The organism is Rhizobium sp. B230/85 (assembly GCF_019355735.1).
GTDB lineage: Bacteria > Pseudomonadota > Alphaproteobacteria > Rhizobiales > Rhizobiaceae > Rhizobium > Rhizobium rhododendri.
This window is the reverse complement of record NZ_CP072156.1, coordinates 2,688,853-2,712,802: the sequence shown is the minus strand read 5'-3', so window position 1 is coordinate 2,712,802 and position 23,950 is coordinate 2,688,853. Positions and strand designations below refer to the sequence as shown.

At 61.4% G+C, this 23,950-nt stretch carries 25 protein-coding genes; 12 read left to right on the top strand and 13 right to left on the bottom strand.

Features of this window, described 5'->3' with window-relative positions; genetic code table 11:
• The first annotated feature begins 179 nt into the window (after window positions 1-179).
• Window positions 180-770, top strand: coding sequence for a 3'-5' exonuclease (locus J5289_RS13160; RefSeq protein ID WP_142823183.1), 591 nt, complete (start codon window positions 180-182; stop codon window positions 768-770).
• Between the two features lie 64 nt (window positions 771-834).
• Window positions 835-1,323 carry a CreA family protein gene (locus tag J5289_RS13155; RefSeq protein ID WP_142823182.1) on the top strand — a complete coding sequence of 163 codons (489 nt, stop codon included), beginning with the start codon at window positions 835-837 and terminating at the stop codon, window positions 1,321-1,323.
• Between the two features lie 67 nt (window positions 1,324-1,390).
• On the opposite strand, the gene J5289_RS13150 is transcribed toward J5289_RS13155, so the two are convergent.
• On the bottom strand, window positions 1,391-1,855 hold the full coding sequence (locus J5289_RS13150) for a chemotaxis protein CheW (RefSeq protein WP_111222864.1): 465 nt from the start codon (window positions 1,853-1,855) through the stop codon (window positions 1,391-1,393).
• Window positions 1,856-2,086: 231 nt separating this feature from the next.
• Between J5289_RS13150 and J5289_RS13145 the strand changes: the two genes are divergently transcribed.
• Together J5289_RS13145 and J5289_RS13140 are read left to right on the top strand one after the other, a co-directional pair.
• Window positions 2,087-2,692 carry an SCO family protein gene (locus J5289_RS13145; protein ID WP_209184055.1) on the top strand — a complete coding sequence of 202 codons (606 nt, stop codon included), beginning with the start codon at window positions 2,087-2,089 and terminating at the stop codon, window positions 2,690-2,692.
• 219 nt (window positions 2,693-2,911) lie between these two features.
• On the top strand, window positions 2,912-3,790 hold the full coding sequence (locus tag J5289_RS13140; protein ID WP_209184054.1) for a 50S ribosomal protein L11 methyltransferase: 879 nt from the start codon (window positions 2,912-2,914) through the stop codon (window positions 3,788-3,790).
• A gap of 204 nt (window positions 3,791-3,994) precedes the next feature.
• On the opposite strand, the gene J5289_RS13135 is transcribed toward J5289_RS13140, so the two are convergent.
• Window positions 3,995-4,159 carry a hypothetical protein gene (locus tag J5289_RS13135; protein ID WP_162854792.1) on the bottom strand — a complete coding sequence of 55 codons (165 nt, stop codon included), beginning with the start codon at window positions 4,157-4,159 and terminating at the stop codon, window positions 3,995-3,997.
• A gap of 287 nt (window positions 4,160-4,446) precedes the next feature.
• Here J5289_RS13135 and J5289_RS13130 point away from each other — a divergent pair, with 287 nt between their 5' ends.
• On the top strand, window positions 4,447-6,282 hold the full coding sequence (locus J5289_RS13130) for an aminopeptidase P family protein (RefSeq protein ID WP_209184053.1): 1,836 nt from the start codon (window positions 4,447-4,449) through the stop codon (window positions 6,280-6,282).
• Between the two features lie 27 nt (window positions 6,283-6,309).
• Here the strand turns inward: J5289_RS13130 and J5289_RS13125 are convergent, their stop codons facing one another.
• Both J5289_RS13125 and J5289_RS13120 read right to left on the bottom strand, forming a co-directional pair.
• A complete protein-coding gene (locus tag J5289_RS13125; RefSeq protein WP_209184052.1) occupies window positions 6,310-6,621 on the bottom strand; it encodes an AzlD family protein in 312 nt (103 codons plus the stop codon).
• A gap of 2 nt (window positions 6,622-6,623) precedes the next feature.
• On the bottom strand, window positions 6,624-7,346 hold the full coding sequence (locus J5289_RS13120; RefSeq protein WP_142823178.1) for an AzlC family ABC transporter permease: 723 nt from the start codon (window positions 7,344-7,346) through the stop codon (window positions 6,624-6,626).
• Between the two features lie 125 nt (window positions 7,347-7,471).
• Between J5289_RS13120 and J5289_RS13115 the strand changes: the two genes are divergently transcribed.
• Window positions 7,472-7,726, top strand: coding sequence for a DUF2164 domain-containing protein (locus tag J5289_RS13115; protein ID WP_209184051.1), 255 nt, complete (start codon window positions 7,472-7,474; stop codon window positions 7,724-7,726).
• A 9-nt stretch (window positions 7,727-7,735) separates the two neighbouring features.
• Here the strand turns inward: J5289_RS13115 and panB are convergent, their stop codons facing one another.
• Window positions 7,736-8,557 carry a 3-methyl-2-oxobutanoate hydroxymethyltransferase gene (panB, locus tag J5289_RS13110; RefSeq protein WP_209206521.1) on the bottom strand — a complete coding sequence of 274 codons (822 nt, stop codon included), beginning with the start codon at window positions 8,555-8,557 and terminating at the stop codon, window positions 7,736-7,738.
• A 1-nt stretch (window position 8,558) separates the two neighbouring features.
• A complete protein-coding gene (gene panC, locus J5289_RS13105) occupies window positions 8,559-9,434 on the bottom strand; it encodes a pantoate--beta-alanine ligase (RefSeq protein ID WP_209184049.1) in 876 nt (291 codons plus the stop codon).
• A gap of 207 nt (window positions 9,435-9,641) precedes the next feature.
• On the opposite strand from panC, the gene J5289_RS13100 reads away from it, so the two are divergent.
• Complete coding sequence (locus tag J5289_RS13100) at window positions 9,642-11,024, top strand: hypothetical protein (protein WP_257623393.1); 1,383 nt, start codon at window positions 9,642-9,644, stop codon at window positions 11,022-11,024.
• 7 nt (window positions 11,025-11,031) lie between these two features.
• Here the strand turns inward: J5289_RS13100 and J5289_RS13095 are convergent, their stop codons facing one another.
• From J5289_RS13095 to fucP, 3 genes are all read right to left on the bottom strand, one after another.
• Window positions 11,032-12,147: a glycosyltransferase family 1 protein gene (locus tag J5289_RS13095; protein ID WP_247750654.1), complete on the bottom strand. Its 1,116-nt coding sequence runs from the start codon at window positions 12,145-12,147 to the stop codon at window positions 11,032-11,034.
• A gap of 44 nt (window positions 12,148-12,191) precedes the next feature.
• Window positions 12,192-12,818, bottom strand: a complete 627-nt coding sequence (gene pncA / locus J5289_RS13090) for a bifunctional nicotinamidase/pyrazinamidase (protein WP_209184047.1) — start codon at window positions 12,816-12,818, stop codon at window positions 12,192-12,194.
• Between the two features lie 105 nt (window positions 12,819-12,923).
• A complete protein-coding gene (fucP, locus tag J5289_RS13085; RefSeq protein ID WP_209184046.1) occupies window positions 12,924-14,201 on the bottom strand; it encodes an L-fucose:H+ symporter permease in 1,278 nt (425 codons plus the stop codon).
• Between the two features lie 316 nt (window positions 14,202-14,517).
• Between fucP and J5289_RS13080 the strand changes: the two genes are divergently transcribed.
• From J5289_RS13080 to J5289_RS13070, 3 genes are all read left to right on the top strand, one after another.
• Window positions 14,518-15,015, top strand: coding sequence for a GNAT family N-acetyltransferase (locus J5289_RS13080; protein WP_209184045.1), 498 nt, complete (start codon window positions 14,518-14,520; stop codon window positions 15,013-15,015).
• A gap of 45 nt (window positions 15,016-15,060) precedes the next feature.
• Window positions 15,061-15,480 carry an N-acetyltransferase gene (locus J5289_RS13075; protein WP_209184044.1) on the top strand — a complete coding sequence of 140 codons (420 nt, stop codon included), beginning with the start codon at window positions 15,061-15,063 and terminating at the stop codon, window positions 15,478-15,480.
• A gap of 309 nt (window positions 15,481-15,789) precedes the next feature.
• The gene (locus J5289_RS13070) at window positions 15,790-17,358 is read left to right on the top strand and encodes a hypothetical protein (RefSeq protein WP_142823169.1); all 1,569 of its coding nucleotides are present in this window, start codon (window positions 15,790-15,792) and stop codon (window positions 17,356-17,358) included.
• A gap of 287 nt (window positions 17,359-17,645) precedes the next feature.
• Here J5289_RS13070 and J5289_RS13065 read toward each other — a convergent pair whose 3' ends face one another.
• Complete coding sequence (locus J5289_RS13065; protein ID WP_209184043.1) at window positions 17,646-20,117, bottom strand: ATP-dependent helicase; 2,472 nt, start codon at window positions 20,115-20,117, stop codon at window positions 17,646-17,648.
• A 294-nt stretch (window positions 20,118-20,411) separates the two neighbouring features.
• Here J5289_RS13065 and J5289_RS13060 point away from each other — a divergent pair, with 294 nt between their 5' ends.
• A complete protein-coding gene (locus tag J5289_RS13060; RefSeq protein ID WP_142823167.1) occupies window positions 20,412-21,080 on the top strand; it encodes an OmpA family protein in 669 nt (222 codons plus the stop codon).
• A 70-nt stretch (window positions 21,081-21,150) separates the two neighbouring features.
• Here J5289_RS13060 and J5289_RS13055 read toward each other — a convergent pair whose 3' ends face one another.
• From J5289_RS13055 to J5289_RS13045, 3 genes are all read right to left on the bottom strand, one after another.
• Entirely contained in the window at window positions 21,151-21,396 is a 246-nt protein-coding gene (locus tag J5289_RS13055; protein ID WP_209184041.1) for a hypothetical protein, read from the bottom strand.
• A gap of 18 nt (window positions 21,397-21,414) precedes the next feature.
• Window positions 21,415-21,762, bottom strand: a complete 348-nt coding sequence (locus tag J5289_RS13050; RefSeq protein ID WP_209184040.1) for an HNH endonuclease — start codon at window positions 21,760-21,762, stop codon at window positions 21,415-21,417.
• A gap of 153 nt (window positions 21,763-21,915) precedes the next feature.
• Window positions 21,916-22,821 carry a LysR family transcriptional regulator gene (locus tag J5289_RS13045; protein ID WP_209184039.1) on the bottom strand — a complete coding sequence of 302 codons (906 nt, stop codon included), beginning with the start codon at window positions 22,819-22,821 and terminating at the stop codon, window positions 21,916-21,918.
• Between the two features lie 91 nt (window positions 22,822-22,912).
• Here J5289_RS13045 and J5289_RS13040 point away from each other — a divergent pair, with 91 nt between their 5' ends.
• The gene (locus J5289_RS13040; RefSeq protein WP_209184038.1) at window positions 22,913-23,950 is read left to right on the top strand and encodes an aldo/keto reductase; all 1,038 of its coding nucleotides are present in this window, start codon (window positions 22,913-22,915) and stop codon (window positions 23,948-23,950) included.

The following is a 23,950-nucleotide window of genomic DNA, read 5'->3' as shown; positions in this document are numbered from 1 at the left end:
CCGGCAACGCGTCCCCACACCCTGGAAGGGTGGTGGTGATGTGAAGCATGACGTTGTTGAGCGATCCGATCATCCACCCAGATTTCCTCAGCATCGGAAGAATGTCAACCTCGCTGCCAAATTGCTTCAAGGCTCAAGCCTCGCTACTACTGTGCGATAAGACGAATCGGACACCACCCTTGAAAACCATCGCCATCGATTTCGAGACTGCCAACGAGCAGCGCGGGAGCGCCTGTTCGGTTGGACTGGCGTGGATCGAGGACGGGCGTGTGGTGCGGGTAGAGGAGCGGCTGATCCGCCCGAAGGACATGCGGTTTTCGGGTTTCAACATCGCCATTCACGGCATCCGGCCTGAGCATGTCGAGGATGCGCCTTCGTTTCCCGAGGTGATGGAGGAGTTCCAGGAGGACTTTCGCGGCGCGACGATGATCGCCCATAATGCGTCCTTCGATTTCAGCGTCTGGCGGGCAAGCCTCGATCACTACCGGCAATCCTATCCGGAGCTGTTCTATCTCTGCAGCCTGAAGATGGCGCAGCGGATCTGGCCGCAGCTCCTGTCGCACCGGCTGAATGTGATCGCCGAGCATCTGGCGCTGAGGTTCAAGCATCACAATGCAGCTGAAGACGCGGCCATCTGTGCCTCTGCCGCCATCGAGATGGCGAAGGCGGTGAAGGCCGTCGATGTCGGCGGTATTCCGGCCGCAATCGGCATGACGATCGGCCGCCTGACGTCGCGCGGCTACGAGCCCTGCACCTGCCGCAAGCGCTAACGTCTCTCCTTGCAAAGATCCGCCTGCGACATATCTTCGGCGCTGGATCAACAAGGAGTTTTCCATGCGCCGTTTCGCTCTCGCCGCTGCTTCAATTCTCACGCTCATCGCCGGCACGGCCTCGGCCGAAGTCGTCGGCAAGGTCGGCGTCGACTGGACGGGTAACGACATCCTCATCGATGCCGTTCCCGACCCGGAAATCAGTGGCGTCACCTGCCACGTCACCTATTTCGACCGGGGCGTGATCGACCGTCTGCGCAAGGGTAAGTGGTTCGAGGACCCGTCCAACAACTCTATCGCCTGCCGCCAGACGGGTCCGATCCAGATCAACGATATCAACCTGTCAGAGGGCGGCGAGGAGGTCTACAAGTCCGGCATGTCGCTGATCTGGAAGAAGCTTGTCGTCAACCGGATCTATGACAAGAAGAACGACACGCTGATCTATCTCGCCCATTCGCGCGAACTGACGGATGGCTCGGCAAAGATGTCGATCTCGACCATCCCGCTCTACGGCCAGACCGTGACCTGGACAAAAGGCAAGCCCGCTCCCTGACCCATCCCATACGAAAACGGCCCGACGCTTGCGCATCGGGCCGTTGGATAAAACGGGGTAGTCAGGCTCAGGCGGCCTGTGCCAGTTCGTCGGCGATGACGGTGTCGAGGTTGAGGAAGCAGACCATCGTCTTTTCCAGGGCGACGATGCCACGGCAGAAAGCGCGTTGGGCTTCCGGGATGATTTCCGGTGCCGGCTGCAGGTCTTCGCTCTTGATGGTCATCATGTCCGACACCTGCTCGACGAGCAGGCCGACCAGCTTGCCGGCGATGTCGGTGACGATGATGGCAGAGCGCTCCGACGGCTCGGTCATCTTCATGCCGAGGCGGCAGGACATGTCGATGACGGGGATAACCGCGCCGCGAAGGTTGATGAGACCGAGAACGTAGGGTGGCGTGTGTGGCATCGGCGTGACTGGCGCCCAGCCGCGGATTTCGCGGATCGCCATGATGTCGATGCAGAATTCCTGATCGGCAAGGTGAAACGAAACGATTTCCAGGTAGGCACCCGACTGTTTGATGGCGTTCGACATGTGAAGTTCTTTCCGGAGCGTCTGAGCGGAATCATTGAGGTTTGCCGTTGAAAAACATGTTGACCGAGACTGGTTACGATCAGCTTAACGTTGTGCGGATTTCCAAGGTATCGCGCATATTCGATATGGGTGACAGCGTGTTGAATTGCGGTTGGTCGCCCGAAGCGGTATCCCTGCAGCCTCTCAACAGGTAGTCCATTGGACGGGCCGCTTTGGCATCGGGAATCGATCATGAAAAAACTGCGTATTGCGATCTGGGTCCTGGTTGCGTTGATGGCCGGGTTCCTCGGGGCAGGGTCGTTATATTTCACCAGATCGCCTGAATCCGCTGCTGCAGGCGGCCCCTTCGGCGTTCCCTTCACCCTCGTGGCGCAAAATGGCCAGCCAATCACCGAGAAGGCATTCCGCGGCCGGCCGTCGGCGGTCTTCTTCGGCTACACGCATTGCCCCGACGTCTGCCCGACGACGCTCTTCGAAATGGATGGCTGGCTCCAGAAGGTCGATCCGGATGGATCCAAGCTCGGGGCCTATTTCGTCACCGTCGATCCAGAGCGCGACACGCCTGCCATCATGAAAGAATATGTCTCCAACGTTTCGCGCCGCATCACCGGCATTTCCGGGCCGACCGACAAGGTGACCGAGATGGTGCACGGTTTCCGGGTCTATGCAGTCAAGGTGCCGCTCGACGCCAAGGATCCGAATGGCGACTATACGATGGACCATTCGGCATCTGTGTATCTTCTGGACGCAGAGGGCCGGTTTGCAGGAACGATTGCCTATCAGGAAAATCCGGATACGGCCGTCAAGAAGCTGCAGAACCTGATCAACAAGGGCTAGGCGGGGTGCCTGGGCCGGACCTGTCGGTCTGTCGGTTGTACGATCCACGATACGTCAGGTAGGCAAGAGCCGCAGCGCCCGATGAGCTTTGTGACCATGAACCCGCCGGTAATGCGGCTTCCCGTCGTCCGCCGCTTGCTTTTGCGCCATGTCGCGAGGTACGACACCTGCAAACCGCCATCGACCGGCTGGACTGAACGACGATGAGAGACCGAAGCGTTGAATGAGATTCGCCTGTATGTGACGACGACCGAGCGCGATGCCGAGCGGATCCTAGACCTGATGACGCCTGTCTTCGAAGACGAGGAGCTGCCGATTGCAACCTCCGAGATCGACGAGAAGAAGGACATCTGGGAAGCCTCGATCTACCTCTATGCGGATCAGGAAGAGGACGTTCGCCCCCGGTTCGAGGCGCTGCTGGCCGAGGCCTATCCGGGTCTTGCGATCGACAAGGAAATCATCCCCGACGTCGACTGGATCGCCCGCTCGCTCGATGGCCTGAAGCCGGTGCGCGCCGGTCGCTTTGTCGTCCATGGCTCCCATGATCGCGACAAGATCCGCGCCAGCGAGATCGCTATCGAGATCGACGCCGGCCAGGCCTTCGGTACGGGCCATCACGGCACGACTGCCGGCTGCCTCGAAACCATCGAGATGGTCATGCGCAGCCGACGCGTCCGCAATGCGCTGGATCTCGGCACCGGCAGCGGCGTGCTGGCCATTGCCGTGCGGAAACTTAAGAATATTCCGGTGCTGGCCACCGACATCGATCCCATCGCGGTTCGGGTCGCCCGCGAAAACGTCGTGCGCAACGGCATAGCCTCTGGAATTTCGCTCGAAACCGCTCCCGGATTTCACTCGACGGCCTTTTCCCGGCATGGGCCTTTCGACCTGATTATCGCCAACATCCTTGCGCGGCCGCTGATCCGCATGGCGCCGCAGCTTGCCAACCACCTTGCTCCCGGCGGGTCCGTCATCCTGTCCGGTATCCTTGCAGCCCAGCGCTGGAAGGTGATTGCCGCCTATAACGGTGCGCGGTTGCGCCATGTCCGTACCATCTGGCGCAACGGCTGGGTGACAATCCATCTCGACCGCGGCTGAGCCTTGATGGTCTCGCGCAGCGATTCCGGCCTTCTTACCAAGCTCTTGAATATACTCCAAAATGCAAAAGGCGACACCAGAGGTGTCGCCTTGCAGATCAGTGTTACCTGATCATGTCCGCGAGCAGAGGGGAGGAAATGCTCAAGCGGGCGTCTCGCATTCTCGTCAGTCGTCGGCCGGGAGGAGAAGCCGTGTCGACCGATCCTAGAATGCGTAGCTGGTGTTCGTGTTGCGCACGTCGCCGCGGCTTACGCCGATGATCCGGGAAGCTTCGCTGTCTGCAACGCGCAGGGCGCCGATTACGTGACGTACGGTCCGGCGTTCGCCAGCCTGCATCGGGCTGCTGTATGCGAAACGGGGAGTGTTCATAGTCGTATTCCTTTTGGGTAAGTTGCTTTCAACCCTTGTGATACACCCCTTATAAACTATCCCGCACTGCAGCACAGATTTAATGCGGAATGGGAGCTATGCGTTTATGTTATGGGGATTGTCGTGATTGAGTCATAATCGCTCGATTCTGCCCATGAAATAGGCGTAGTCGTTAACGGGCATTAACAGGCATTAATGCGAGGGCCAGTCTCGCAATGGCGCCGAATTGGGATAACATGCAGGCAACCGCCCAAGGCGGATTCGCTTTGTCAGCATTTGGATGCCCCATGTTCCAGTCTTTTGATGTCACTTCCACACCGCAGTTCGGCCGTGAACGCGTCGAGGGGCTTCGAGCCTCGTTTGCAGCTCTCGGGATCGATGCATTTCTGGTGCCGCGCGCCGATGAGTTCCAGGGCGAGTATGTGCCCGCCTGCTCGGAGCGACTGGCGTGGTTGAGCGGCTTCACCGGTTCAGCCGGCGTGGCGCTGGTAACGCAATCGCAGGCCGTTGTTTTCGTCGATGGCCGCTACACGACTCAGCTGCTGGAGCAGGTGGATACGACAGTGTTTTCCGGTGGGGATCTCGTCGGAGAACCGCCGCATCAGTGGCTTACGAAGCACGCCGCCAAGGGGCTTCGGCTCGGGATCGACCCGTGGCTGCACACCGGCGCGGAAGTGCGACGGCTGGAAAAGGCGTTGGGCGAGATCGGCGGCACGATTGTGTTCCTGCCGCACAATCCGCTCGATCGCCTGTGGACAGACCGCCCTGCCGAGCCGCTCGGACCCGTGACCATCCAGACGGTGGAGCAGGCGGGCGTGCTTGCCAGCGAGAAGATCGGCGCTATTGCACGGCTTCTGGAAGAGAAGAACTGCGCGGCCGTGCTGGTCACGGATCCCTCGTCGATCGCCTGGATCTTCAATATTCGCGGCAATGACGTGCCGCATACACCACATCCGCTCGCCCGGGCGATCATTCATGCCGGCGGCAGGGCAGAGCTGTTTCTCGACAAGCGCAAGACCAATATCGAGGCGGAAGCCTATCTGGCGCAACTTTGCCAGCAACTTCCCCCGTCCGATCTGATCGAGAGGCTGAATGAAGCTTCCGCCAATGGCGCGCGCGTAATGGTCGACCCGGATCTGGCAGCGCAGGCTCTGACCGATATTATCCGCAGCGTCGGTGGCGAGGTTGTCGAGGGTAGCGATCCCGCACGGCTGCCGCGTGCCCGCAAGAACCAGGCGGAGCTGAATGGCTCGGCTGCTGCCCATCTGCAGGACGGCGCGGCGATGGTGACCTTCCTCCATTGGCTGGAGACGCAGAAGCCGGCGACAGTTTCCGAGATCGACGCAGCTCGTAAGCTCGAGGCCGTCAGGGCCGAAGTCGGCCAGGCGATGCAAAATCCGCTGAAAGACCTGTCATTCGACACGATTTCGGGAGCCGGCGAGCATGGCGCCATTATCCATTACAGGGTGACGACGGAGAGCGACCGGCTGCTGCAGGCTGGCGAACTCTACCTACTCGACTCGGGCGCTCAATATATCAACGGCACAACCGACATCACCCGTACCGTTGCCGTCGGCACCGTGCCGGAGGAGCAGCGACAGTTCTTCACGCTGGTTCTGAAAGGCATGATCGGCATCAGCACGGCGCGCTTTCCGGTCGGCACGCGCGGCTGCGATCTCGATCCGCTGGCCCGCATCGCGCTCTGGAAGGCCGGCGCCGACTATGCCCACGGCACCGGCCATGGCGTCGGCTCGTTCCTGTCGGTGCATGAAGGCCCGCAGCGCATTGCCCGTCTCTCGACGCAGGAACTGCTGCCCGGCATGATCCTGTCGAACGAGCCTGGCTACTATCGTCCCGGCAGCTTCGGCATCCGAATCGAAAACCTCATCTATGTCCGCGATGCGGAGCCGATCGACGGCGGCGATATCGACATGCTGGGTTTCGAGACGCTGACCTTCTGCCCCATCGACCGCAGCCTGATCATCGCAGAATTGCTAACCCATGACGAGCTTCACTGGCTTAACGACTATCACGCGCGCACCCGTGAGGCGCTGATGCCGCTTATCCATGACGCCCAGGTGCGCAGCTGGCTGGAGAATGCGACGCTGCCGCTCGGCCACTGAGGCCGAACTTTTCACGCGAAGTCAGGGTTAGGCGCCGATGAACTGGCGCCAGACCATGACGACGATCCAGCCGGTGACGAGCATTGCGCTGGCCGGCAGATAAAGGCCGACCAATCCTGCGGCTACCAGCGCCACCTTGAGGTCGATGCCGCCGTTGAAGAAGGTGGGGGCCATCAGCGCTGTCAGCACGGCGGCGGGCACGGCGTTGAGGGCGGCCTCCATGCGCGGCGGGATGCGGGTCATTCGGGTGATGAGAACGTAGCCGCCGATGCGCGTCAGGTAGGTTACGCCGGCAGCCGCGAGTATGAGCAACAGCATGTGGGGATCGAATTGCGTCATTGTTACACCTCGTGGTTTTCGACTGCGAGGTCGGGCTTGCGGTTGCTTTTGACCGGCGGCAGCAGGGCTGCCAATGCGACGCCGGCAAGCGCGCCGATGCTGACATGCCAGGGCGAGCCGACATAACGGTAGGCGACGACAGCGGCAACGGCGCTGGCAGCGACGACGGGCAGGAAATTGTCGCGCTTGCGGAAGCCTATGACGATGCCGAGAAAATAGAGGGGCAGCAGCACATCAAGGCCGATCGAGCGGGGATCGCCGATCAGGCTGCCCAGCAGGCCGCCGATGAAGCTTGCGAATACCCAGGGAATATAGACCATCAACGCAAGGCCGATATACCAGGAAAAGCTGACCTGCTTGCCGGCTTCGCCGCGTTTCACCGTCTCGGCAAACTGTGGATCGACCAGCAGGAAGAAGGTCAGGGCCTTCTGGATGCCATTAAAGTGCCTGATGTAGCGGGCAATCGCCGCCGAATAGAGGATATGGCGAAAGTTGACCGCCAGGATCGACAGGACGATCAGCCAGGCGGCGACGTCGTGACCGAAGAGATCGAGGCCGACCAGCTGGCTGGCACCGGCGTAGACGATGCCGCTCATTAATGTCAGTTCGCCGAGCGACAGGCCGTGGCCTTGGGCGATGGCGCCGAACAGGGCGCCGAAGGGTGTGGAGGCAAGGCCTACGAGGATACCGCCGCGCAGTCCCTCCTGAAAGTCCGCGCGATTCATCTCAAGCCCTGCGTTATTTCCGGTTGCGGGCTTCCCTGTAAGGCGAGGGGCTGGCAGCGGCAACTGAATTTCCTTGATCGATGGATCGATTTCGCTGAACCTTGCGGCGCGCAAGGAGGGCACAGATGAAGAAGATCATTCTACCCAAGGAGGAGAAGGCCGCTGCCGTCACGCGCATCCGCGAATATTTCGCCGACGAACTCGACCAGACCATCGGCGTGCTGCCGGCCGAATTCCTGCTGGAATTTTTCGCCAACGATATCGGCGCATTCTTCTACAACCAGGGTCTACGCGACGCCCATGCGGCGCTGACGAAGCAGATGGAGGATTTCGGCGAGGCGATCTATCTGCTCGAGCGGGAACGCAATGACGGGACCTGATGTATTGAGTCAGCTTTTAGGCTGAAACGTATGTTCCGGCCCGGGAAACGACCGCGCCTTCACGTCTTCCGCATAGGCTGCGGCGGCTTCCGATATCAGCGGCGCGAGATTGGCGAAGTGCTTGACGAAGCGCGGTTTGAAATCGCTGAACAGGCCGAGCATGTCATCGGACACGAGCACTTGGCCGTCGCAGGCAGGCGAGGCGCCGATGCCGATGGTGGGAATCGACAGGCTCGCGGTGATCTCGCGAGCCAGCGGCTCAACCGTGCCTTCGATAACGATGGCAAAGGCGCCAGCCTCTCCGATGGCGGCGGCATCGTCACGAATCTTGTCCGATTCCTTGTCCGAGCGACCAAGTGCGCGGTATCCGCCGTTGGTGTTGACCAACTGCGGCATCAGGCCGACATGGCCGAATACGGGAATGCCGCGTGCGGTGAGGAAGGCGACGGTCTCGGCCATTTCCCGTCCGCCCTCGAGCTTGACGCCGTCGCAGCCGGTTTCCTTCATGATGCGGGCAGCGCTCAGGAATGCCTGTTCCTTAGAGGCCTGGTAGGTGCCGAAGGGCAGGTCGACGATGACGCAGGCATGGGCGACGCCGCGCATCACGGCCTGGCCGTGGGCGATCATCATCTCCAGCGTGACGCCGACCGTGGTCGGCAGGCCGTAGAGCACCATGCCGAGCGAATCGCCGACCAGCAGCAGGTCGCAGTGAGGATCGAGCAGACGCGCCATCGGCGTCGTGTAGGCCGTGAGCGCTACGACAGGGCGCGTGCCCTTCATCGCTTCGATGCGGGCTGGTGTGATGCGCTTGGCGGAGGTCATGGCACTCATGTCAGGCGGCCTTTTCGCTGCGGGCGTTGATTTGACCGATGACGCGGTTGTCCAGCAGCCGGGTTGTTCCGATCCGCACGAAGAGGGCGACGAGTATCGGGCTTTCGCCGGTGGCCGCCAGGGGTTTTAGAGTTTGCGGATCGCGCACGGCGACCACTTCGGGTGTGGCGAGCGGCTCGCGCGCGATGAAGTCTGTGAGGGCACTTTCCAGCGCTGCGGGATCCCGGACGCCCGCCGCGTAGAGGCGTTCGGCTTCTGCGAGCGCTTGAGGCACGATGACGGCAGCGGCGCGCTCATCGGCGGTGAGGTAGCTATTGCGCGATGACAGCGCCAGGCCATCGATATCGCGCACCGTCGGGACAGCGACGACGGTCACCGGCTGCGCCAAATCCTCCACCATGCGGCGGATCAGGGTCACCTGCTGGAAATCCTTCTCGCCGAAATAGGCCTTGTTGGGCTGGACGATGTTGAAGAGCTTGGTCACGACGGTGGCGACGCCGGCAAAGTGGCCGGGACGCACAGAGCCCTCGAGTTCGGTGCCGAGCGCCGGCACGTCGACGACGGCTTCCATCGGTCTTGGATACATGTCTGGAGGCGTCGGGGCGAAGAGATAATCGACCCCGGCCTCGCGCAACATGGCGCTGTCACGCTCGAAATCGCGCGGATATTTCGCCAGATCCTCGCCGGCGGCAAATTGCAGCGGATTGACGAAGATTGAGGTGACGACGATGTCGTTTTCGCTCCGCGCCCGGCGGACAAGTTCCAGGTGTCCGGCATGCAAATAGCCCATGGTCGGCACAAGGCCGATGCGGTGTCCGGCGCGCAGATGCGGCAGAAGCCTGGCGCGCATCTCCGCAATGGTGCTTGTCACATCCATAGATCACTCCTCCCCACGCAGGGCGAAACCGAAGTCCCGCGAGCCGGCCATGCATCCCATCCACGAAACGGCAGGCTCTCCTAGCGCGCCGCGCTGCCAAAGGCAATTCGGCGCTTCGTCCGGAACCTGCGCTGCCAACCACGGAATGAGAGGCGACTTAGCATTTTCGTCAGCTTTTTGCGCTTATCTCGTCGGATGGCGAAGATCGTGGCTTTGGCGGCATATTTCTATCAGGCGGCGGTGGCATTCGGGCTGCTGATCGTCGTCGCCCACTGGCTGTCGCCTGCCGATTATTCTGCCTATTCGCTGTTTATCTCCATCAGCCAGTTTGCAGCGATCCTCTGTTTCGAATGGATCCGCTTTGCCTGCAGCCGGTTCTATCCCGGCCAGACGGGGAGCGAGCCAACAGAACGGCGCGCTCTGAAGGTCGAGTTTGCCGCCTGCGCGCTCATCTGCGTGGTCGCAGCTGCGGTGTCGATCCTGTTTGCCGTGCCTGTCGGCGTGGCGCTGGTTGGCGGTCTTGTGGCGATCTTTCAAGGCGCGAGCGACCTACACCTGACGATGTTGCGCTTCCGCCAGGAATTTCGCACCTTTTCGAGGCTTCAGGGATCGCGCGCTACAATCCTCGCCGTGGGCACGCTCAGCGGCGCGCTGTTGGCCCCGACCTTCATGGCGGCGATCGTGGGGCTGCTGGCCGGCTATGTGGTCTATACGCTACTGGCGGTGGCGCTGACCCGCAGCGTCTCGCCGGAGCGCGCAAGCTTCGACGCTACCGTTGCCCGCAAGCACTTCGTCTATGGCAGCGTCGCTGCCGGCGCCTCAGTCGTCGGCCTGCTGGCGCCACTCGGCCTGAAGGCGATCCTGACCAGTGTCCTCGGGCCAACCGCTGCTGCCGGGGCGCTGCTGGCGCTCGATCTGCTGCAGCGGCCCTTCGTGCTCATCGTCTCGGCGCTGCAGGCGATCCAATACCCCGATGTTGTGGCACTTTACGACCGGGACGGCAAAACCAGCGCTTTCAAGGCGCAACTCGGTGCCTATTACTCGCTGCTGACCGGCTTTACGCTGATGACGGCTGCCGGCATTTTTGCCCTGTTGCAACCCATCGGCTTGTTCGTTATCGCGCCTGCTCTCCGGGACGGGTTCATGAGTGCTGCACCTTTCGTCGTCGGGCTGGCGCTTTGCCGGGCGCTGACGCTCAACATGCTGCCGACACCGGCGCATCTTCGGCACCGGCTTCTGTCCATCTTCCTTCTGTCGGCCGTCGATTGCTTGTTGCTGAACGGCGCTACGCTGGCGGCGTCAGCGATGCTTGGCGATGCAAGCGGACCGTTGATGGCGGGCGGCATGGTCGGTGCATTGCTGGCTATGGTGGTTGGTATCAGGGTGCTGGTGACGCTGCCGTTCGATTTCGTTTGGCAGCCAGTAGCTTTTGCGGCAGTGGGGCTTGCCATCCCGGTCGTGGCCACTGCCGGCTACGCGCATGCGCTCTGGTCCTCGGTGGCTGTCGGCGTGGTCGGCGGCGGCGTCTTTTGCCTCGCCGGGTTGTACAGCTATTTCAGGCGGCTGTTCAGCGCGGCGGCAACCTCCTAGTCATGGCTTACAGGGCGGCCAGCATGTCCAGGATGCGGCCGGCGCTTGTATCCCAGGAAAAACGACCGACATTGATCCGGCCGGCATCCTGCAAAGACTGGTGCAGGGATGGATCGTCGCAGATGCGGCGCATCGCGTCGGTCAGTTCCTCCTGTCTGGTCGGATCGAAATAGAGGGCGGCAGTGCCGCAGGCTTCGCGCACGGTCGGGATATCTGCCGCGAGGACCGGGCAGGCTTGTGTCATGGCCTCCAGCGGCGGAATGCCGAAGCCTTCGTAGAGGCTCGGGAAGACGAAGGCGGTCGCGTGGCGTTCCAGCGCCACGATCTCGGCATCGGTCAGCCTGCCGGGATAGAGGATGCTGCCGGTCGAGGCCGCGTCTTTCGATTTGAAAACGCTCGGCGCGCTGCCGCCGACCACGACCAGCTTCTGGCCGGTGTTGCCAAGGGCTTCGAAGGCGCGGATGGCAAACTCCAGGTTCTTGTTGGGCTTCATGGTGCCGACCAGCAGGAAGAAGCCGTTCGTGGAGAGGGCGAGCCGGTCGATGATCCCGGTATCCGGCGCAATGGCGGCAAAATGATCAACCGCGTTGTAGACGACATCGATACCGGCGGCCGGCACCTTGAAGACAGAGGCGAGTTCGCCGCGGGAAAACTCCGAGACCGTGGCGATCTTTGCCGTCCGGGTCAGGGCAAAGCCGAGAGCGGCGTGCAGCAGCCGGTAGCTGCGCTTGAAGGAGCCCGGATGGCGGAAGATCGTCACGTCATGAATGACAACCGCCTGGCGCCGGTGCAGCAGCGGGCCGCTGCCGCCGAAGCCCAGCAATCGGCCTTTGCGGGCATGAGCGTAAAGCGCTGTCTGTTCCCACAGGTGCCCGGGCCCCCGGCCGAACGCATCGACGCGGATGGCCTGAAGATCGAGATCAACCGCAGTGCCATCGGGGACAGCGAGGCGCCAGTCGACCCCTTTCAAGGCTTCTGGCACGGTGCCGGCTGCGATCCTTGCATCCAGCGCCAGTGTCAGTTCCCTTGCGAAGCGTTGCACGCCCGAAAGGGGCTGCGTCAGAAAGCGGCCGTTGATGGTGATGGTTTGCACGGCAATGGCCCCATGGCGTTTCCGCCACATTCGGCGATCTTCGTGAAGGAAGGTTTAGCGCCTCCGCCGATCGCTCAGGCGTTGAGCGCCTCGGCGCTGTCGATGATCGCCACGCCGCGCGTGCGCATTTCGTCGATGGCGGCCTTTACGCCGGCAGGGTCGATGCCGCGGCTGGCGTCCTCGATGAAGCGCACCCTGACGCCCGGCAGCATCTCGACGGCATCGATTGCGGAGAACTTGACGCAGTAATCGGTGGCGAGGCCGCAAAGATCGAGTCCAGTGACCTGCCGCTCGCGCAGGTAGTCGGCGAGGCCGGTCAGGGCCGCCTGATCGTTGTCGCGGAACGCGGAGTAGCTGTCGACCTCAGGGTTCTGGCCCTTCTGCTGGATGAAATCGATGGCGCCGGCGTGGAGGTCGGGATGGAGGGCGGCGTCCGGGGTATCCTGGACGCAATGGTCCGGCCACATCATCTGCGGTTTGCCGGAGAGCATGCCCATGTCGAAAGGGTTCTTGCCGGGATGGGAGGAGGCAAAGCTGCCATGGCCTTCGGGGTGCCAGTCCTGCGAGGCGACGACAAGGTCGTACTTGCCGCTGTCGATCAGTCTGTTGGCGACGGGCACGATCTCGTCGCCCTCTGGAACGGCGAGGTTTCCGCCCGGGCAGAAGCCGGTCTGGATATCGATCAGCAGCAGGGCCTTCATCTCACGTCCTTCTATCCATGTCTTGGCGCACGATGCCAAGACGGCGCGGAAGGATCAAGTGCTTTGCGCCCCGCACAGGGTGCGAGGCGCATTGGGTTCAGGGTGTCAGCGCAGCTTGTGACCCTTGATGCCGTAGAATGCGATGTAGATGTAGCAGAGCACGGGCATCAGGAAGGCGAGGTGGATGCCAATGGTATCGGCAAGACCGCCCTGAATGACCGGCAGGATGGCGCCGCCGACGATGGCAAGGCAGAGGATGCCGGAGCCCTGGCTGGTGTATTTGCCGAGGCCTTCGAGCGCCAGGCTGAAGATCGTCGGGAACATGATCGAGTTGAACAGCCCGACCAGCAGCACGGCCCACATGGCGACATGTCCGGTAGTAAGCACGGTGATGAGCAGCAGGATGGCAGCGAGAGCGGCGTTGAATGCCAGAGCCTTGCCGTCATCGACGTAGCGCATGGCAACGGCGCCGATGAAGCGGCCGATCATCGCACCGCCCCAGAAATAGGCGACGTAATGGGCAGCATCCGATTCCGACAGGCCGCCAATGTCGGACTGGCTGAAGAAGTTGACGAGGAAGCTGCCGATGCTGACTTCAGCGCCAACATAGAGGAAGATGCCGACGGCGCCGAGGACGAGATGGCGATACTGCCAGGCCGATCCGGTATCGCCGGGCTTGTTGACGGTTTCATCGCCCTGGACGTTCGGCAGCTTCAGCGCGGCAAAGACGGCTGCCAGCACCAGAAACGCGATGGCAAGGATCATGTAGGGGAATTTGACCGTGCTGGCTTCAGCCAGATGGATGGCGTCGAGCTGTTCCGGCGTCGCGGTGCTGAGATCGGCTGTTGCCGCCGAGAGGATCAGGAAGGCGCCGAAGATCGGCGCGATGGTGGTGCCAAGCGAATTGAAGGCCTGGGTCAGTGTCAGGCGGGCGGCGGCCGTTTCAGGCTTGCCGAGGACGGTGACATAGGGGTTGGCGGCAACCTGCAGAACGGTGACGCCGGCGGCGAGCACGAAGAGTGCGCCGAGGAACAATGCGTAGATGCGGTAGCTGGCGGCGGGGATGAACAGCGCGCATCCGATAGCGGCAATGACGAGGCCGACGACGATGCCCCATTTGTAGCTGATGCGCTTGACCAGAGCGCCGGCCGGCAGCGAGACGATGAAGTAGGCGCCGAAGAAGCAGAGCTGGATGAGCATCGATTGCGTATAGTTCAGCTGAAAGACGTTTTTCAGGTGCGGAACCAGAATATCATTCAGGCAGGTGATGAAGCCCCACATGAAAAAGAGAGAGGTGAGCGCAATAAGCGCAAATTGATAATTCTGTCCCGCCGGCGCCTTGGCACCTTCGGAGACAGCGCTGTTTGTTGTTATACCAGCCACTTTATTGATCCTCAAAACTGTTGTCGCCGCGCCTGAAACGTTTCAGGCCCTGCCGGGCGGCAGATTGGCAGCGGCCCGCTGAAAATCCGCAAAAGAGCGCGGGAGGCAGGGCCGTAGGCGACGATATAAAGCAGTCAGCGACAATTGGTAGCACCGCAGCATTGTGTTTTTTGCAGTGCAGCATAGCGTCAGGATTGAGGCTTGGGGGTGTCGAACCGGTGGCGGCTGATGGTAATTCAGCGGCAGAGTAGGGTACTGAAACTGCGCTAAGCTGTTGCTTCTTTGCCGTTTTTCTGTTGTCTGCTACAAGCGTCAGATGATCATCAGACCCGAAAATGCCAACGACATTCAGCCGATCCGCGTGCTCGTCACCAACGCATTCGACGGCGCTCCCCACAGCGATGGCGCGGAAGGCGCTATTGTTGACGGCCTTAGAGCCGGAGGCGCTTTAACGGTGTCGCTGGTGGCAGAAAAGGATGGAGAAATTGTCGGCCGTGTCGCCTTTTCTCCAGTCGAAATCCATGGCCAAGCCGTCAACTGGTACGGGCTCGGGCCGGTCGCCGTGCGACCCGACAAGCGGCGACAGGGCCTCGGAGGGAGGCTTATCGAAGCTGGACTTGACCAGATAAAAACCCGTGGCGCGGCTGGATGTGTCGTCCTCGGCGACCCCGGCTACTATGCCCGCTTCGGGTTCAAGGCCGACCCCGCTTTGCGCTTTCCCGGAGTCCCGGCGGAATATTTCCAAAGACTCGACTTTGAAGATGAGACGCGACAAGGCGTTGTGGTCTATCACAGGGCGTTCTACGGAACCTGACCGCTGCCTGCGGGAATGTTCCTAGCCAACCCACGGGAGAACGACATGTCTGCCCTTGACCTCGAGCTTGTCACCCAGCCCAGCGATGACGATTACAACGCAATTCGCCAACCGCTGATCGACTACAATGCTTCAAAGGTGGATGGGCCATGGGGCCCACTCGCAATCCTGCTGCGCGACGAGGCTGGAACGGTGCAGGGTGGTCTATGGGCGAGCTACAGCTATGACTGGCTTTTCGTGGAATTGCTCGTGGTCCCCGAAGCCTTTCGCGGCCAAGGCCTTGGTGCGAGGATGCTGCAACAGGCGGAAGGCTGGGCCAGAGAGCGAGGCTGCGTTGGCGTCTGGCTGGATACGTTCAGCTTTCAGGCGCCAGGCTTCTACGAGAAGCAAGGCTATACCGTCTTCGGCGTGCTCGATCACTATCCGGGCGAGATGCAGCGGTTCTTCCTGCGCAAGATGCTGTGATTTTTTCTCGAGGACTGCGGATCAGCTTCTATGGATATGCAAGGTGGTGACACCGTCGGCCGGTCATAATGCTGCACCTTGACAATTATCCGGTACCTTACCATCGCTAGCTTTATCGCAAAGGTCGCGTGTCTGCTTCGCTTGGAGCGGCCACGGCTGCTTCGGTGAGTGTGTTGCAGCGATCAGTTGAGCCAACCACCAATTGCAGTCATTCTGTCCCCACCCTGACCTTGTCATGCTGAACAAGCACCTTATTTGGTGCCTCTGAAGGTGCGATGAGCAGACAGGCTGGATGGGGTGACCTCGATAATGCGCGTTGCAAAAAGGTTGCCTCTCCGGAAGTATCGTCTCCTGATTGCCCTCCTTTTTGCAAACATATTATCGTTTTTCTGCGTAACGCAGTTCGCCAACGCAGGCATTTTTGACGCCTTTGGCAGCAGGGCCGTCTTCTGCCAGCCTAAAGATCGACAATGTGTCCTCGATGTAGCACTCGACATAGCGATCAAGGATTTCAGCAGCCGCGATCCGATTGCCGAAGCCGCTCCACATGCAACGCGGGCCGGCAGGCTTTATGCGCTTGTTCCGCCAGATCAGTGGCAGGCGGTTCGGCAACGCTGGCAGGCGGCGGGAGCAGATGAGGCTTTCTTCGCCACTCTAGACAAGACCAGCTGGCCTCTCCTTCCATCGGACTGGCTGACTGCTGACCTCCTTGAGGAAGCTTTGGACAGCCAAGAGGGGCCTGATAGGACGAACTTTGCCGACTTCGTTGAGTTCGCCTTTCCCGTTTTGCTTAAGAAAGAACGCGCGGCTACGCTTTCTCTTTGGGACGAGCACGTAGAGATGCTCTGGAACGATGCGTTCGATACCGTCACGCTGGTTTTCGACTGGATGGCAAATAATGATGTGGATGCGCTGGAGCGTTATGCCAGCCGCTATAATTTTCCGCAGTCCGCGACTTATGATCCGAGGGAGGGGCTGAGCCGGGCCGCTGCACGTTTCTGTGATAACGGCAATCATGAGCCAGGGGAGCGCATCCTCGCACTGCTTGAGAAGGAGAAGCAGGGCTGGAAGCTGGAGAGAGAGAAACAGGCGATAGACTGGTCTCGGCAGACCACTGGTGTGCTTGCTTGCCGAGGCGAGCAGGCTGCGCTTGACCTTGTTGATCCTGTCCTGGCGCAGATGCAGACGGATGTGCGCGAGGCCAAAGAAAAATACAAGAACCCGCAGGAACAGGCCTTCGTTGTTGGCGTGATCCGCAGCGAAGTTGCAGAGGGTCTGATACAACCGCTTGCGTTGCACTTCGAAGAGGCCGGTCAACACGATCAGGCGGTGAAGGTGTTCGCCCGACTGCCTGTACAGCAGTCAGCGATGATGCTCAGCGACATTGCTGAAAAGGGCATTTATGGCATGGAGTTCCTTCAGCAGTCGTTTGCCGAATTTATGGAGGTTCACCGTGAAGATGCCTTCTACGATACCGACAGAAGCAAGGCACTGACTTGGTATCTCGAAAAATATGATGGCAGCGAGGCGGGGCCGGGCCTCGAACGTGAGGCCGAGGCGATCGACATGGCTGGCGAGATCTGGCCCAACCCTGTAGCGCGGCAGGCCGCTGAAAAGGCACTAAAGACGCTTGCCGATAGGGCTAATGAAGATCGTCGGGCGAAGCAGAGCGCGCTTGATCGAGCACGCCTAAGGTTGGGGGCGTTCGAAAAACGCAGGCGGGGTTGCGAGATCCCTGACACCGCGCTCACGGAAATGCTTGCCAATGCTGGCGGCTATGATTTTGCTGAGCAGCGCAGCGAGATGTTGATCGACTACCTGAGCTATCTGGATACAGACAAGAACGGCGAAAGCCGCGGGGATTGCATTATTCATTAAGGCGGCGGCGCAATTAAGACGCAGCGATCACGCCCAGCCCTCAGGTGCCGTGTCGTCCTACATTTTGCCACACCGCTTCAATATTAGGTCCTGATTGCGCCAGATCGTTGGATATCGTATCCCGGATATATCGTCGAGATCTTGGATTACCTAAGGCTAACGGCGAAGCAGGACGGTTTGCGGAATTCGTTGGACGCAGAGCTAAATAGCTATTCTTCGAATTCGTAAAATGTCCCCAACGGGCCGACATCCGCCACGGGGTTACTCGCCACAGCGCGCTTTCGCCCTCACACCCTCTCCACAAACCCGTCCAGCACCCGCTTCTGCCCGGCCCTGTCGAATTCGATGGTCAGCTTGTTACCTTCGATAGCTGAAATATTGCCGTTGCCGAACTTGATGTGGAAGATGCGCTCGCCGACTGTGAAGCGCGAGGGCGTGTCGGTGGTCGACTTTGCCACCAGTTCGCCGTCGATGGTGCGCGCCTTCGGGCCGCTTTCGCCGTAGCCGATGCGCTCGACCGCGTGGCCGGAGCGCGAGCCCCAGTTGTCGCGCGTTGCATCGGTCTTGTTGGCCTGGGCGCGTTTCCAGCCCGGCGTGCCGTAGCTGTTGGAGAATGGCTCGGCCTTGTCGAAGCGTGACTGGCCGTAGGCGCTGCGCCCATAGCCGCCGTAGGATTGCTCGGTCTCGGCGACGGACACGTGGGTATTCGGCAACTCGTCGAGGAAGCGGGAGGGCAGGGTGGATTGCCAGAGGCCGTGGATGCGGCGGTTCGAGACGAACCAGATGTGGCAGAGGCGTTTTGCCCGCGTCAGGCCGACATAGGCAAGCCGGCGTTCCTCTTCTAGGCCCGCCCGTCCGCTCTCGTCGAGCGAGCGCTGGTGGGGAAACAGGCCTTCTTCCCAGCCGGGCAGGAAGACCGTCTTGAATTCCAGCCCCTTGGCGGAATGCAGCGTCATGATCGAGACAGCATCGAGGTTCTCGTTGTTTTCGGCGTCCATGACCAGCGAGACGTGTTCGAGGAAGCCGCGCATGCTCTCGAAGCTGTCCATCGAGCGGATCAGTTCTTTCAGGTTGTCGAGGCGGCCCGGCGCTTCAGCCGACTTGTCGTTCTTCCACATGTCGGTGTAGCCGGATTCCTCAAGGATCTGCTCGGCAAGCTGCGTGTGGGGTGCGTTTTCGAGCCGTTCCTGCCAGCGGCGGACGGACATCACGACGTCGTACAAAGCCTTGCGCGGCTTCGGCTTCATCTCGTCGGTTTCGATGATGTCGGCTGCCGCGGCCAGCATGGGTATATTGCGGGCGCGGGCATAGTCGTGCAGGGCGCGCACGGTCGTGTCGCCAAGACCGCGTTTCGGCGTGTTGACGATGCGCTCGAAGGCGAGGTCGTCGGCCGGCTGGCAGACGAGGCGGAAATAGGCCATGGCATCGCGGATTTCCATGCGCTCGTAGAAGCGTGGGCCGCCGATGACGCGGTAGTTGAGGCCGAGCGTGACGAAGCGGTCTTCGAACTCGCGCATCTGGAACGAGGCGCGCACGAGGATCGCCATGTCGTTCAGCGCGTGGCCGCCGCGCTGCAGCTGCTCGATCTCTTCGCCCAGCGCCCGGGCTTCCTCTTCCGAGTCCCAGGCGGCGTGAACCTGAACCTTGGCGTCTTCTGGATCGCTGCGGTCGGTGAAAAGCGTCTTGCCGAGCCGGCCTTCGTTGTGGGCGATCAGATGGGCAGCGGCGCCGAGGATGTGCTCGGTCGAGCGGTAATTGCGCTCGAGCTTGATCACCTTGGCGCCCGGAAAATCCTTCTCGAAGCGCAGGATGTTGTCGACCTCGGCGCCGCGCCAGCCGTAGATCGACTGGTCGTCGTCGCCGACGCAGCAGACATTCTGCATCTCGCCTTTCGGCCGTTGTGCGAGCAGCCGCAGCCACATGTACTGGGCGGTGTTGGTGTCCTGGTACTCGTCGACGAGGATATAGCGGAAGCGCTGGTGATAATCCTTCAGCACATCCGGGTTTTGGCGGAACATGGTGATCGGATGCAGCAGCAGGTCGCCGAAATCGCAGGCGTTCAGCGTCTTCAGCCGCGCCTGGTAGGCAGCGTAGAGTTCGCGGCCCTTGCCGTTGGCAAAAGCACGGGCATCGCCCTCGGCAATATCGGGCGGTGTCAGGCCCTTGTTCTTCCAGCCGTCGATCATGCCGGCGAACTGCTTTGCCGGCCAGCGCTTGTCGTCGAGGCCCTCGGCCTGGATGATCTGCTTGATCAGGCGAACGACGTCGTCGGTATCGAGGATGGAGAAATCCGATGTCAGGCCGACCAGTTCCGCGTGACGGCGGAGCAGCTTGACGCCGATCGAGTGGAAGGTGCCGAGCCATGGCATGCCTTCGACGGCGCCACCGACGAGCAGCGCAACACGCTCCTTCATCTCGCGCGCCGCCTTGTTGGTGAAGGTCACCGACAGGATCTGGCTGGGGAAGGCGCGGTTGGTCGACAGGATATGGGCGATACGGGTGGTGAGCACACGGGTCTTGCCGGTGCCGGCGCCGGCCAGTACCAGCAGCGGCCCCTCCAGCGTCTCGACAGCCTCTGTCTGCTCGGCGTTGAGGCCGGCGAGGTAATCCGGCACGCGGCCGACATCGCGCGCTGCCATGGCGCGCGCGGCAATGCCGCCAGCAGCCTGCGGGCGGGCTGCAGCCGGCTCGTGGCGCCTTGGCTCGGCGTGCTCGGGCTCTTCGTCGAAGAAGGGAATGTCGTCGTGTCCTATCGTCATGTCGCGTAATGTAGTGATTCGGATTCGAAAGGCCAGAAAAGATGTTCTGCTTTCATTCCCTTATTGCCATCCCGCCCGCTATCGGAGCCGCCCCAGCGCGCGATTCGGAGACGGCAGGGCGCGGTGACCTGTCGTCGCCCGCGCGGCAATGTCCCCGCGCATCGACTACGGCCTATGGTTCGCAACGACGCTCATGGGGCAAATCTGTGCGTTGACAAGGGGCTGTCATTATTTTTCATGATATTGCCGCAATCCTTGATACACGTCTCGTCATCGAAGCAGAGGCCCTCGTCCATGATCAAGAAATTCGTCCTACTCGCCGTCTCGGCTGCCTTCCTGAATGCCTGCACGACCACCGATCCCTACACGGGCGAGCAGAAGGTTTCGAACACTGCGGGTGGCGCTGCCATCGGCGCGGGGCTCGGGGCGATTGCGGGCCTTGCCGTCGGCGGCTCACCTGTCGGACGGCGCAATGCGGCGCTGATCGGAGCAGGCATCGGCGCTCTCGCCGGCGGTTCTATCGGCAATTACATGGACCAGCAGGAATCGGAACTGCGCCAGCAGCTGCAGGGCACCGGCGTTTCCGTCACGCGCACTGGCGACCGTATCATTCTCAACATGCCGTCGGCGATCACCTTCGATACCGACCAGTATTACGTAAAGCCGGAGTTCGACCAGACGCTGAACTCGGTGGCAATCGTTCTGCGCAAGTTCAACAAAACGCTGATCGACGTCAACGGCCATACGGATTCGACCGGCAGCATGCAGCATAACCAGGAGCTCTCGGAGCGTCGCGCAGACTCGGTTGCCGGCTATCTCGGCACCCAGGGCATCGATCCGCGCCGCGTCTCCGCCGTCGGCTTCGGCCCGACACAGCCGGTCGCCAGCAACGCGTCGGAAGCCGGCCGCGCGCAGAACCGTCGCGTCGAAATCCAGATAGCGCCGATCACCCAGAACGGCTGATTGCCGATGTAGGGCGTGCGCAGGCAGGACCCGCGCCGCCCCTGACGGGCTGAACTCATCCTGCTGTAGATCAGAGGTCCTGTGCGCGCGCGAGCAAATCCGCCCAGCGTTTGACGTAACCGTTGACGACGGGCGGGTGCAGGCGTGCAGAGATCAGCTTTTGCTCAAGGCTATGCACATCGAAGGCTTCCAGAGGGGTGTCCCTCGGATAGAGCTTGAGCGTGTAGGTAAACATCTCCTCCCAGCTCCGCCGGACCCCGACGGATTCATCGTCCAGATGCGGGCGATAGCGGGTGACGAGCTCATCGAGGGTCATGGCCTGTGCTCCCGGATACTACCGTTTGCGCCCACGGCCCGAGGCTTGTCCGGACTCCTTGGCCAGGTCTGCAAATCCTGGCGGCTTGCTTTTGATCCACGCCACGAAAGTCTGCACAGCCGGATCCTCGAGAATGGCCTCGATCGTGCTGAACTTCTTGGCGAGTTGGCTATCCGTGAAGATTGCATGGATCTGGTTGTGGCAGACGCGGTGCAGGCAGACGGTTTCCTTGCCGCCCTTGCTCTTCGGGACGAGATGGTGGGCGTCCTTCTGATCGTCCGGGATCACGCGCTCGCAGAGCGGGCAAATCGTTGGCTCCGGCTCCGCGTTCGATGATTCAAAGTCGTCTCTGTTCTTGCGGGCCATATATCCTCGGTCAATTTTTCGAGCTGGTGCTGTCGTGCATTCGTATCGTTTCGATCGATGCAGGCGTCTCCCGCAGATATCGCTTCTGACGGAATGGAGCAACGATCTTGCGCAGTCGTCTCAGCCTCGCATTTGCGACGCACTATACCTTGCCTATGACAGCCTGACGTGCTCGGCCAGAAAATCCAGCAAAGCACGAACCCGCGCTGGGACTGGGCCGCCTTCGCCGATATAGACGGCGTGGAACGCCTCGATGTCGCCGGGGTTGCAGTCATCGAGCACGACGACCAGGCGTCCAGCGGCCAGATCGTTTAGGATCGTAAAGCTTGCCAGACGCGCGAGGCCGCCGCCGGCCAGGCAAAGATGTCGCATGGCCTCGCCATCGCTCGCCTCGAGCGTGTTGACCAGCTTTTTCGTGACGCTCTTGCCGTCCACCATCAACGGCCAGCCGGCAACGGCACGCCGATAGGAAAAGGCGATCTTCCGGTGGCTGTCGAGATCGGCTGGCGTGCGCGGCGTGCCATGCTCCTGAAGATAGTCCGGCGTGGCGACGATCGCCATCGACGTGCCACCAAGCTTGCGCGCGACCAGCTGCGAACTCTTCATCGGACCAGCCCGTATCGCCACATCTGCATTTTCGGCCATGAGGTCGACGACCGCGTCGGTAACGGTAATCTCGAGTGTGACTTCGGGATAAAGCCGCAGAAATTGCGGGATGAGTGGCGCAAGGACATGATTGGCAAAAGACGCGCTCGTGTTGATGCGTATGCGGCCGATCGCCAATTCTCCGACCGAGGCGTTGCGTTCCGCCTCGGCAATGTCGGCAAGTATCCGGACGCTGCTGTCGTAGAAGAGGCTGCCTTCCGTTGTCAGCTGCAGCGTGCGAGTGGAGCGATTGAGCAGTCTGGTACCGAGCCGCCCCTCAAGCCGCGTCATGAGCTTGCTGACTGCCGACGGGGTGAGGCGGCTGGCGCGGGCGGCAGCCGAAAATCCGCCGAGATCAACCACCCGGACAAAGATCTCCATTTCGCCGGAACGGTTTACGTCGGTCTTGCTCACTGTGAATTCAACTCATGAATGCTGATCGTTGCGGCAGTCTAGTTCACATCGTCGTTGCAATCTACCTTTGACGAAACGCAAGGAGACGACCATGGACTACAGATATCTCGGCCGATCCGGCCTGAAAGTTCCCGCCTTGAGCTTTGGCGCGGCGACGTTTGGCGGCAGCGGCCCGCTGTTCGGTGCCTGGGGGACGACTGGCGTCGTCGAAGCCCGCCGCCTCATCGACATCTGCCTGGAAGCTGGCCTCAACCTGTTCGACACGGCGGACGTCTATTCGGCGGGTGCCTCGGAGGAAGTGCTGGGGCAGGCGATCCGTGGCCGCCGCGACAGCGTGCTGATATCGACAAAGATGGCGCTGCCGATGGGCGACGGACCGAACGATGCCGGCACCTCGCGCTCGCGGTTGATCCGCACGACAGAAGATGCGTTGCGCCGGCTCGGCACGGATTACATCGACCTGCTGCAGCTCCACGCATTCGATGCCCATACGCCGGTGGAGGAGGTGCTGTCGACGCTGGACGATCTCATCTCATCGGGCAAGGTCCGCTATGTCGGCGCCTCGAACTTTGCCGGATGGGAGCTGATGAAATCGCTGGCGGCAGCCGACCGGGGCGGCCATCCTCGTTATGTCGCGCACCAGGTCTATTACTCGCTGGTTGGCCGCGACTACGAATGGGAGCTGATGCCGCTCGGCGCAGACCAGGGTGTCGGTGCGCTCGTCTGGAGCCCGCTCGGCTGGGGGCGGCTGACAGGCAAGATCCGCCGTGGCCAGCCTTTGCCGGAAGGCAGCAGGCTTCACCAGACGGCAGAGTTCGGACCGCCCGTTGATGACGACAAGCTTTTCGACATCGTCGATGTCCTCGACGGGATCGCCGAGGAAACCGGGCGTTCGGTGCCTCAGATCGCAATCAACTGGCTGCTCAGCCGGCCAACTGTTTCAAGCGTCATCATCGGGGCGCGAAACGAGGAACAGCTCCGGCAAAACCTCGGTGCTGTCGGCTGGAGCCTGACCACCGAGCAGATTGCCCGCCTCGATGCGGCAAGTGCTCTCGCAGCGCCTTATCCCTACTATCCATACCGCCGGCAGGAGGGGTTTGCGCGGCTCAATCCGCCGATGCTGCCTTAG

Excerpts from the sequence above, each read along its gene's own strand:
- J5289_RS13155 (WP_142823182.1), top strand. The coding sequence starts at position 835 with ATGCGCCGTTTCGCTCTCGCCGCTGCTTCAATTCTCACGCTCATCGCC.
- J5289_RS13150 (WP_111222864.1), bottom strand. The coding sequence starts at position 1,855 with ATGTCGAACGCCATCAAACAGTCGGGTGCCTACCTGGAAATCGTTTCG.
- J5289_RS13145 (WP_209184055.1), top strand. The coding sequence starts at position 2,087 with ATGAAAAAACTGCGTATTGCGATCTGGGTCCTGGTTGCGTTGATGGCC.
- J5289_RS13135 (WP_162854792.1), bottom strand. The coding sequence starts at position 4,159 with ATGAACACTCCCCGTTTCGCATACAGCAGCCCGATGCAGGCTGGCGAA.
- J5289_RS13130 (WP_209184053.1), top strand. The coding sequence starts at position 4,447 with ATGTTCCAGTCTTTTGATGTCACTTCCACACCGCAGTTCGGCCGTGAA.
- J5289_RS13125 (WP_209184052.1), bottom strand. The coding sequence starts at position 6,621 with ATGACGCAATTCGATCCCCACATGCTGTTGCTCATACTCGCGGCTGCC.
- J5289_RS13120 (WP_142823178.1), bottom strand. The coding sequence starts at position 7,346 with ATGAATCGCGCGGACTTTCAGGAGGGACTGCGCGGCGGTATCCTCGTA.
- J5289_RS13115 (WP_209184051.1), top strand. The coding sequence starts at position 7,472 with ATGAAGAAGATCATTCTACCCAAGGAGGAGAAGGCCGCTGCCGTCACG.
- panB (WP_209206521.1), bottom strand. The coding sequence starts at position 8,557 with ATGAGTGCCATGACCTCCGCCAAGCGCATCACACCAGCCCGCATCGAA.
- panC (WP_209184049.1), bottom strand. The coding sequence starts at position 9,434 with ATGGATGTGACAAGCACCATTGCGGAGATGCGCGCCAGGCTTCTGCCG.
- J5289_RS13095 (WP_247750654.1), bottom strand. The coding sequence starts at position 12,147 with ATGTGGCGGAAACGCCATGGGGCCATTGCCGTGCAAACCATCACCATC.
- pncA (WP_209184047.1), bottom strand. The coding sequence starts at position 12,818 with ATGAAGGCCCTGCTGCTGATCGATATCCAGACCGGCTTCTGCCCGGGC.
- J5289_RS13080 (WP_209184045.1), top strand. The coding sequence starts at position 14,518 with ATGATCATCAGACCCGAAAATGCCAACGACATTCAGCCGATCCGCGTG.
- J5289_RS13075 (WP_209184044.1), top strand. The coding sequence starts at position 15,061 with ATGTCTGCCCTTGACCTCGAGCTTGTCACCCAGCCCAGCGATGACGAT.
- J5289_RS13070 (WP_142823169.1), top strand. The coding sequence starts at position 15,790 with ATGCGCGTTGCAAAAAGGTTGCCTCTCCGGAAGTATCGTCTCCTGATT.
- J5289_RS13065 (WP_209184043.1), bottom strand. The coding sequence starts at position 20,117 with ATGACGATAGGACACGACGACATTCCCTTCTTCGACGAAGAGCCCGAG.
- J5289_RS13060 (WP_142823167.1), top strand. The coding sequence starts at position 20,412 with ATGATCAAGAAATTCGTCCTACTCGCCGTCTCGGCTGCCTTCCTGAAT.
- J5289_RS13055 (WP_209184041.1), bottom strand. The coding sequence starts at position 21,396 with ATGACCCTCGATGAGCTCGTCACCCGCTATCGCCCGCATCTGGACGAT.
- J5289_RS13050 (WP_209184040.1), bottom strand. The coding sequence starts at position 21,762 with ATGGCCCGCAAGAACAGAGACGACTTTGAATCATCGAACGCGGAGCCG.
- J5289_RS13040 (WP_209184038.1), top strand. The coding sequence starts at position 22,913 with ATGGACTACAGATATCTCGGCCGATCCGGCCTGAAAGTTCCCGCCTTG.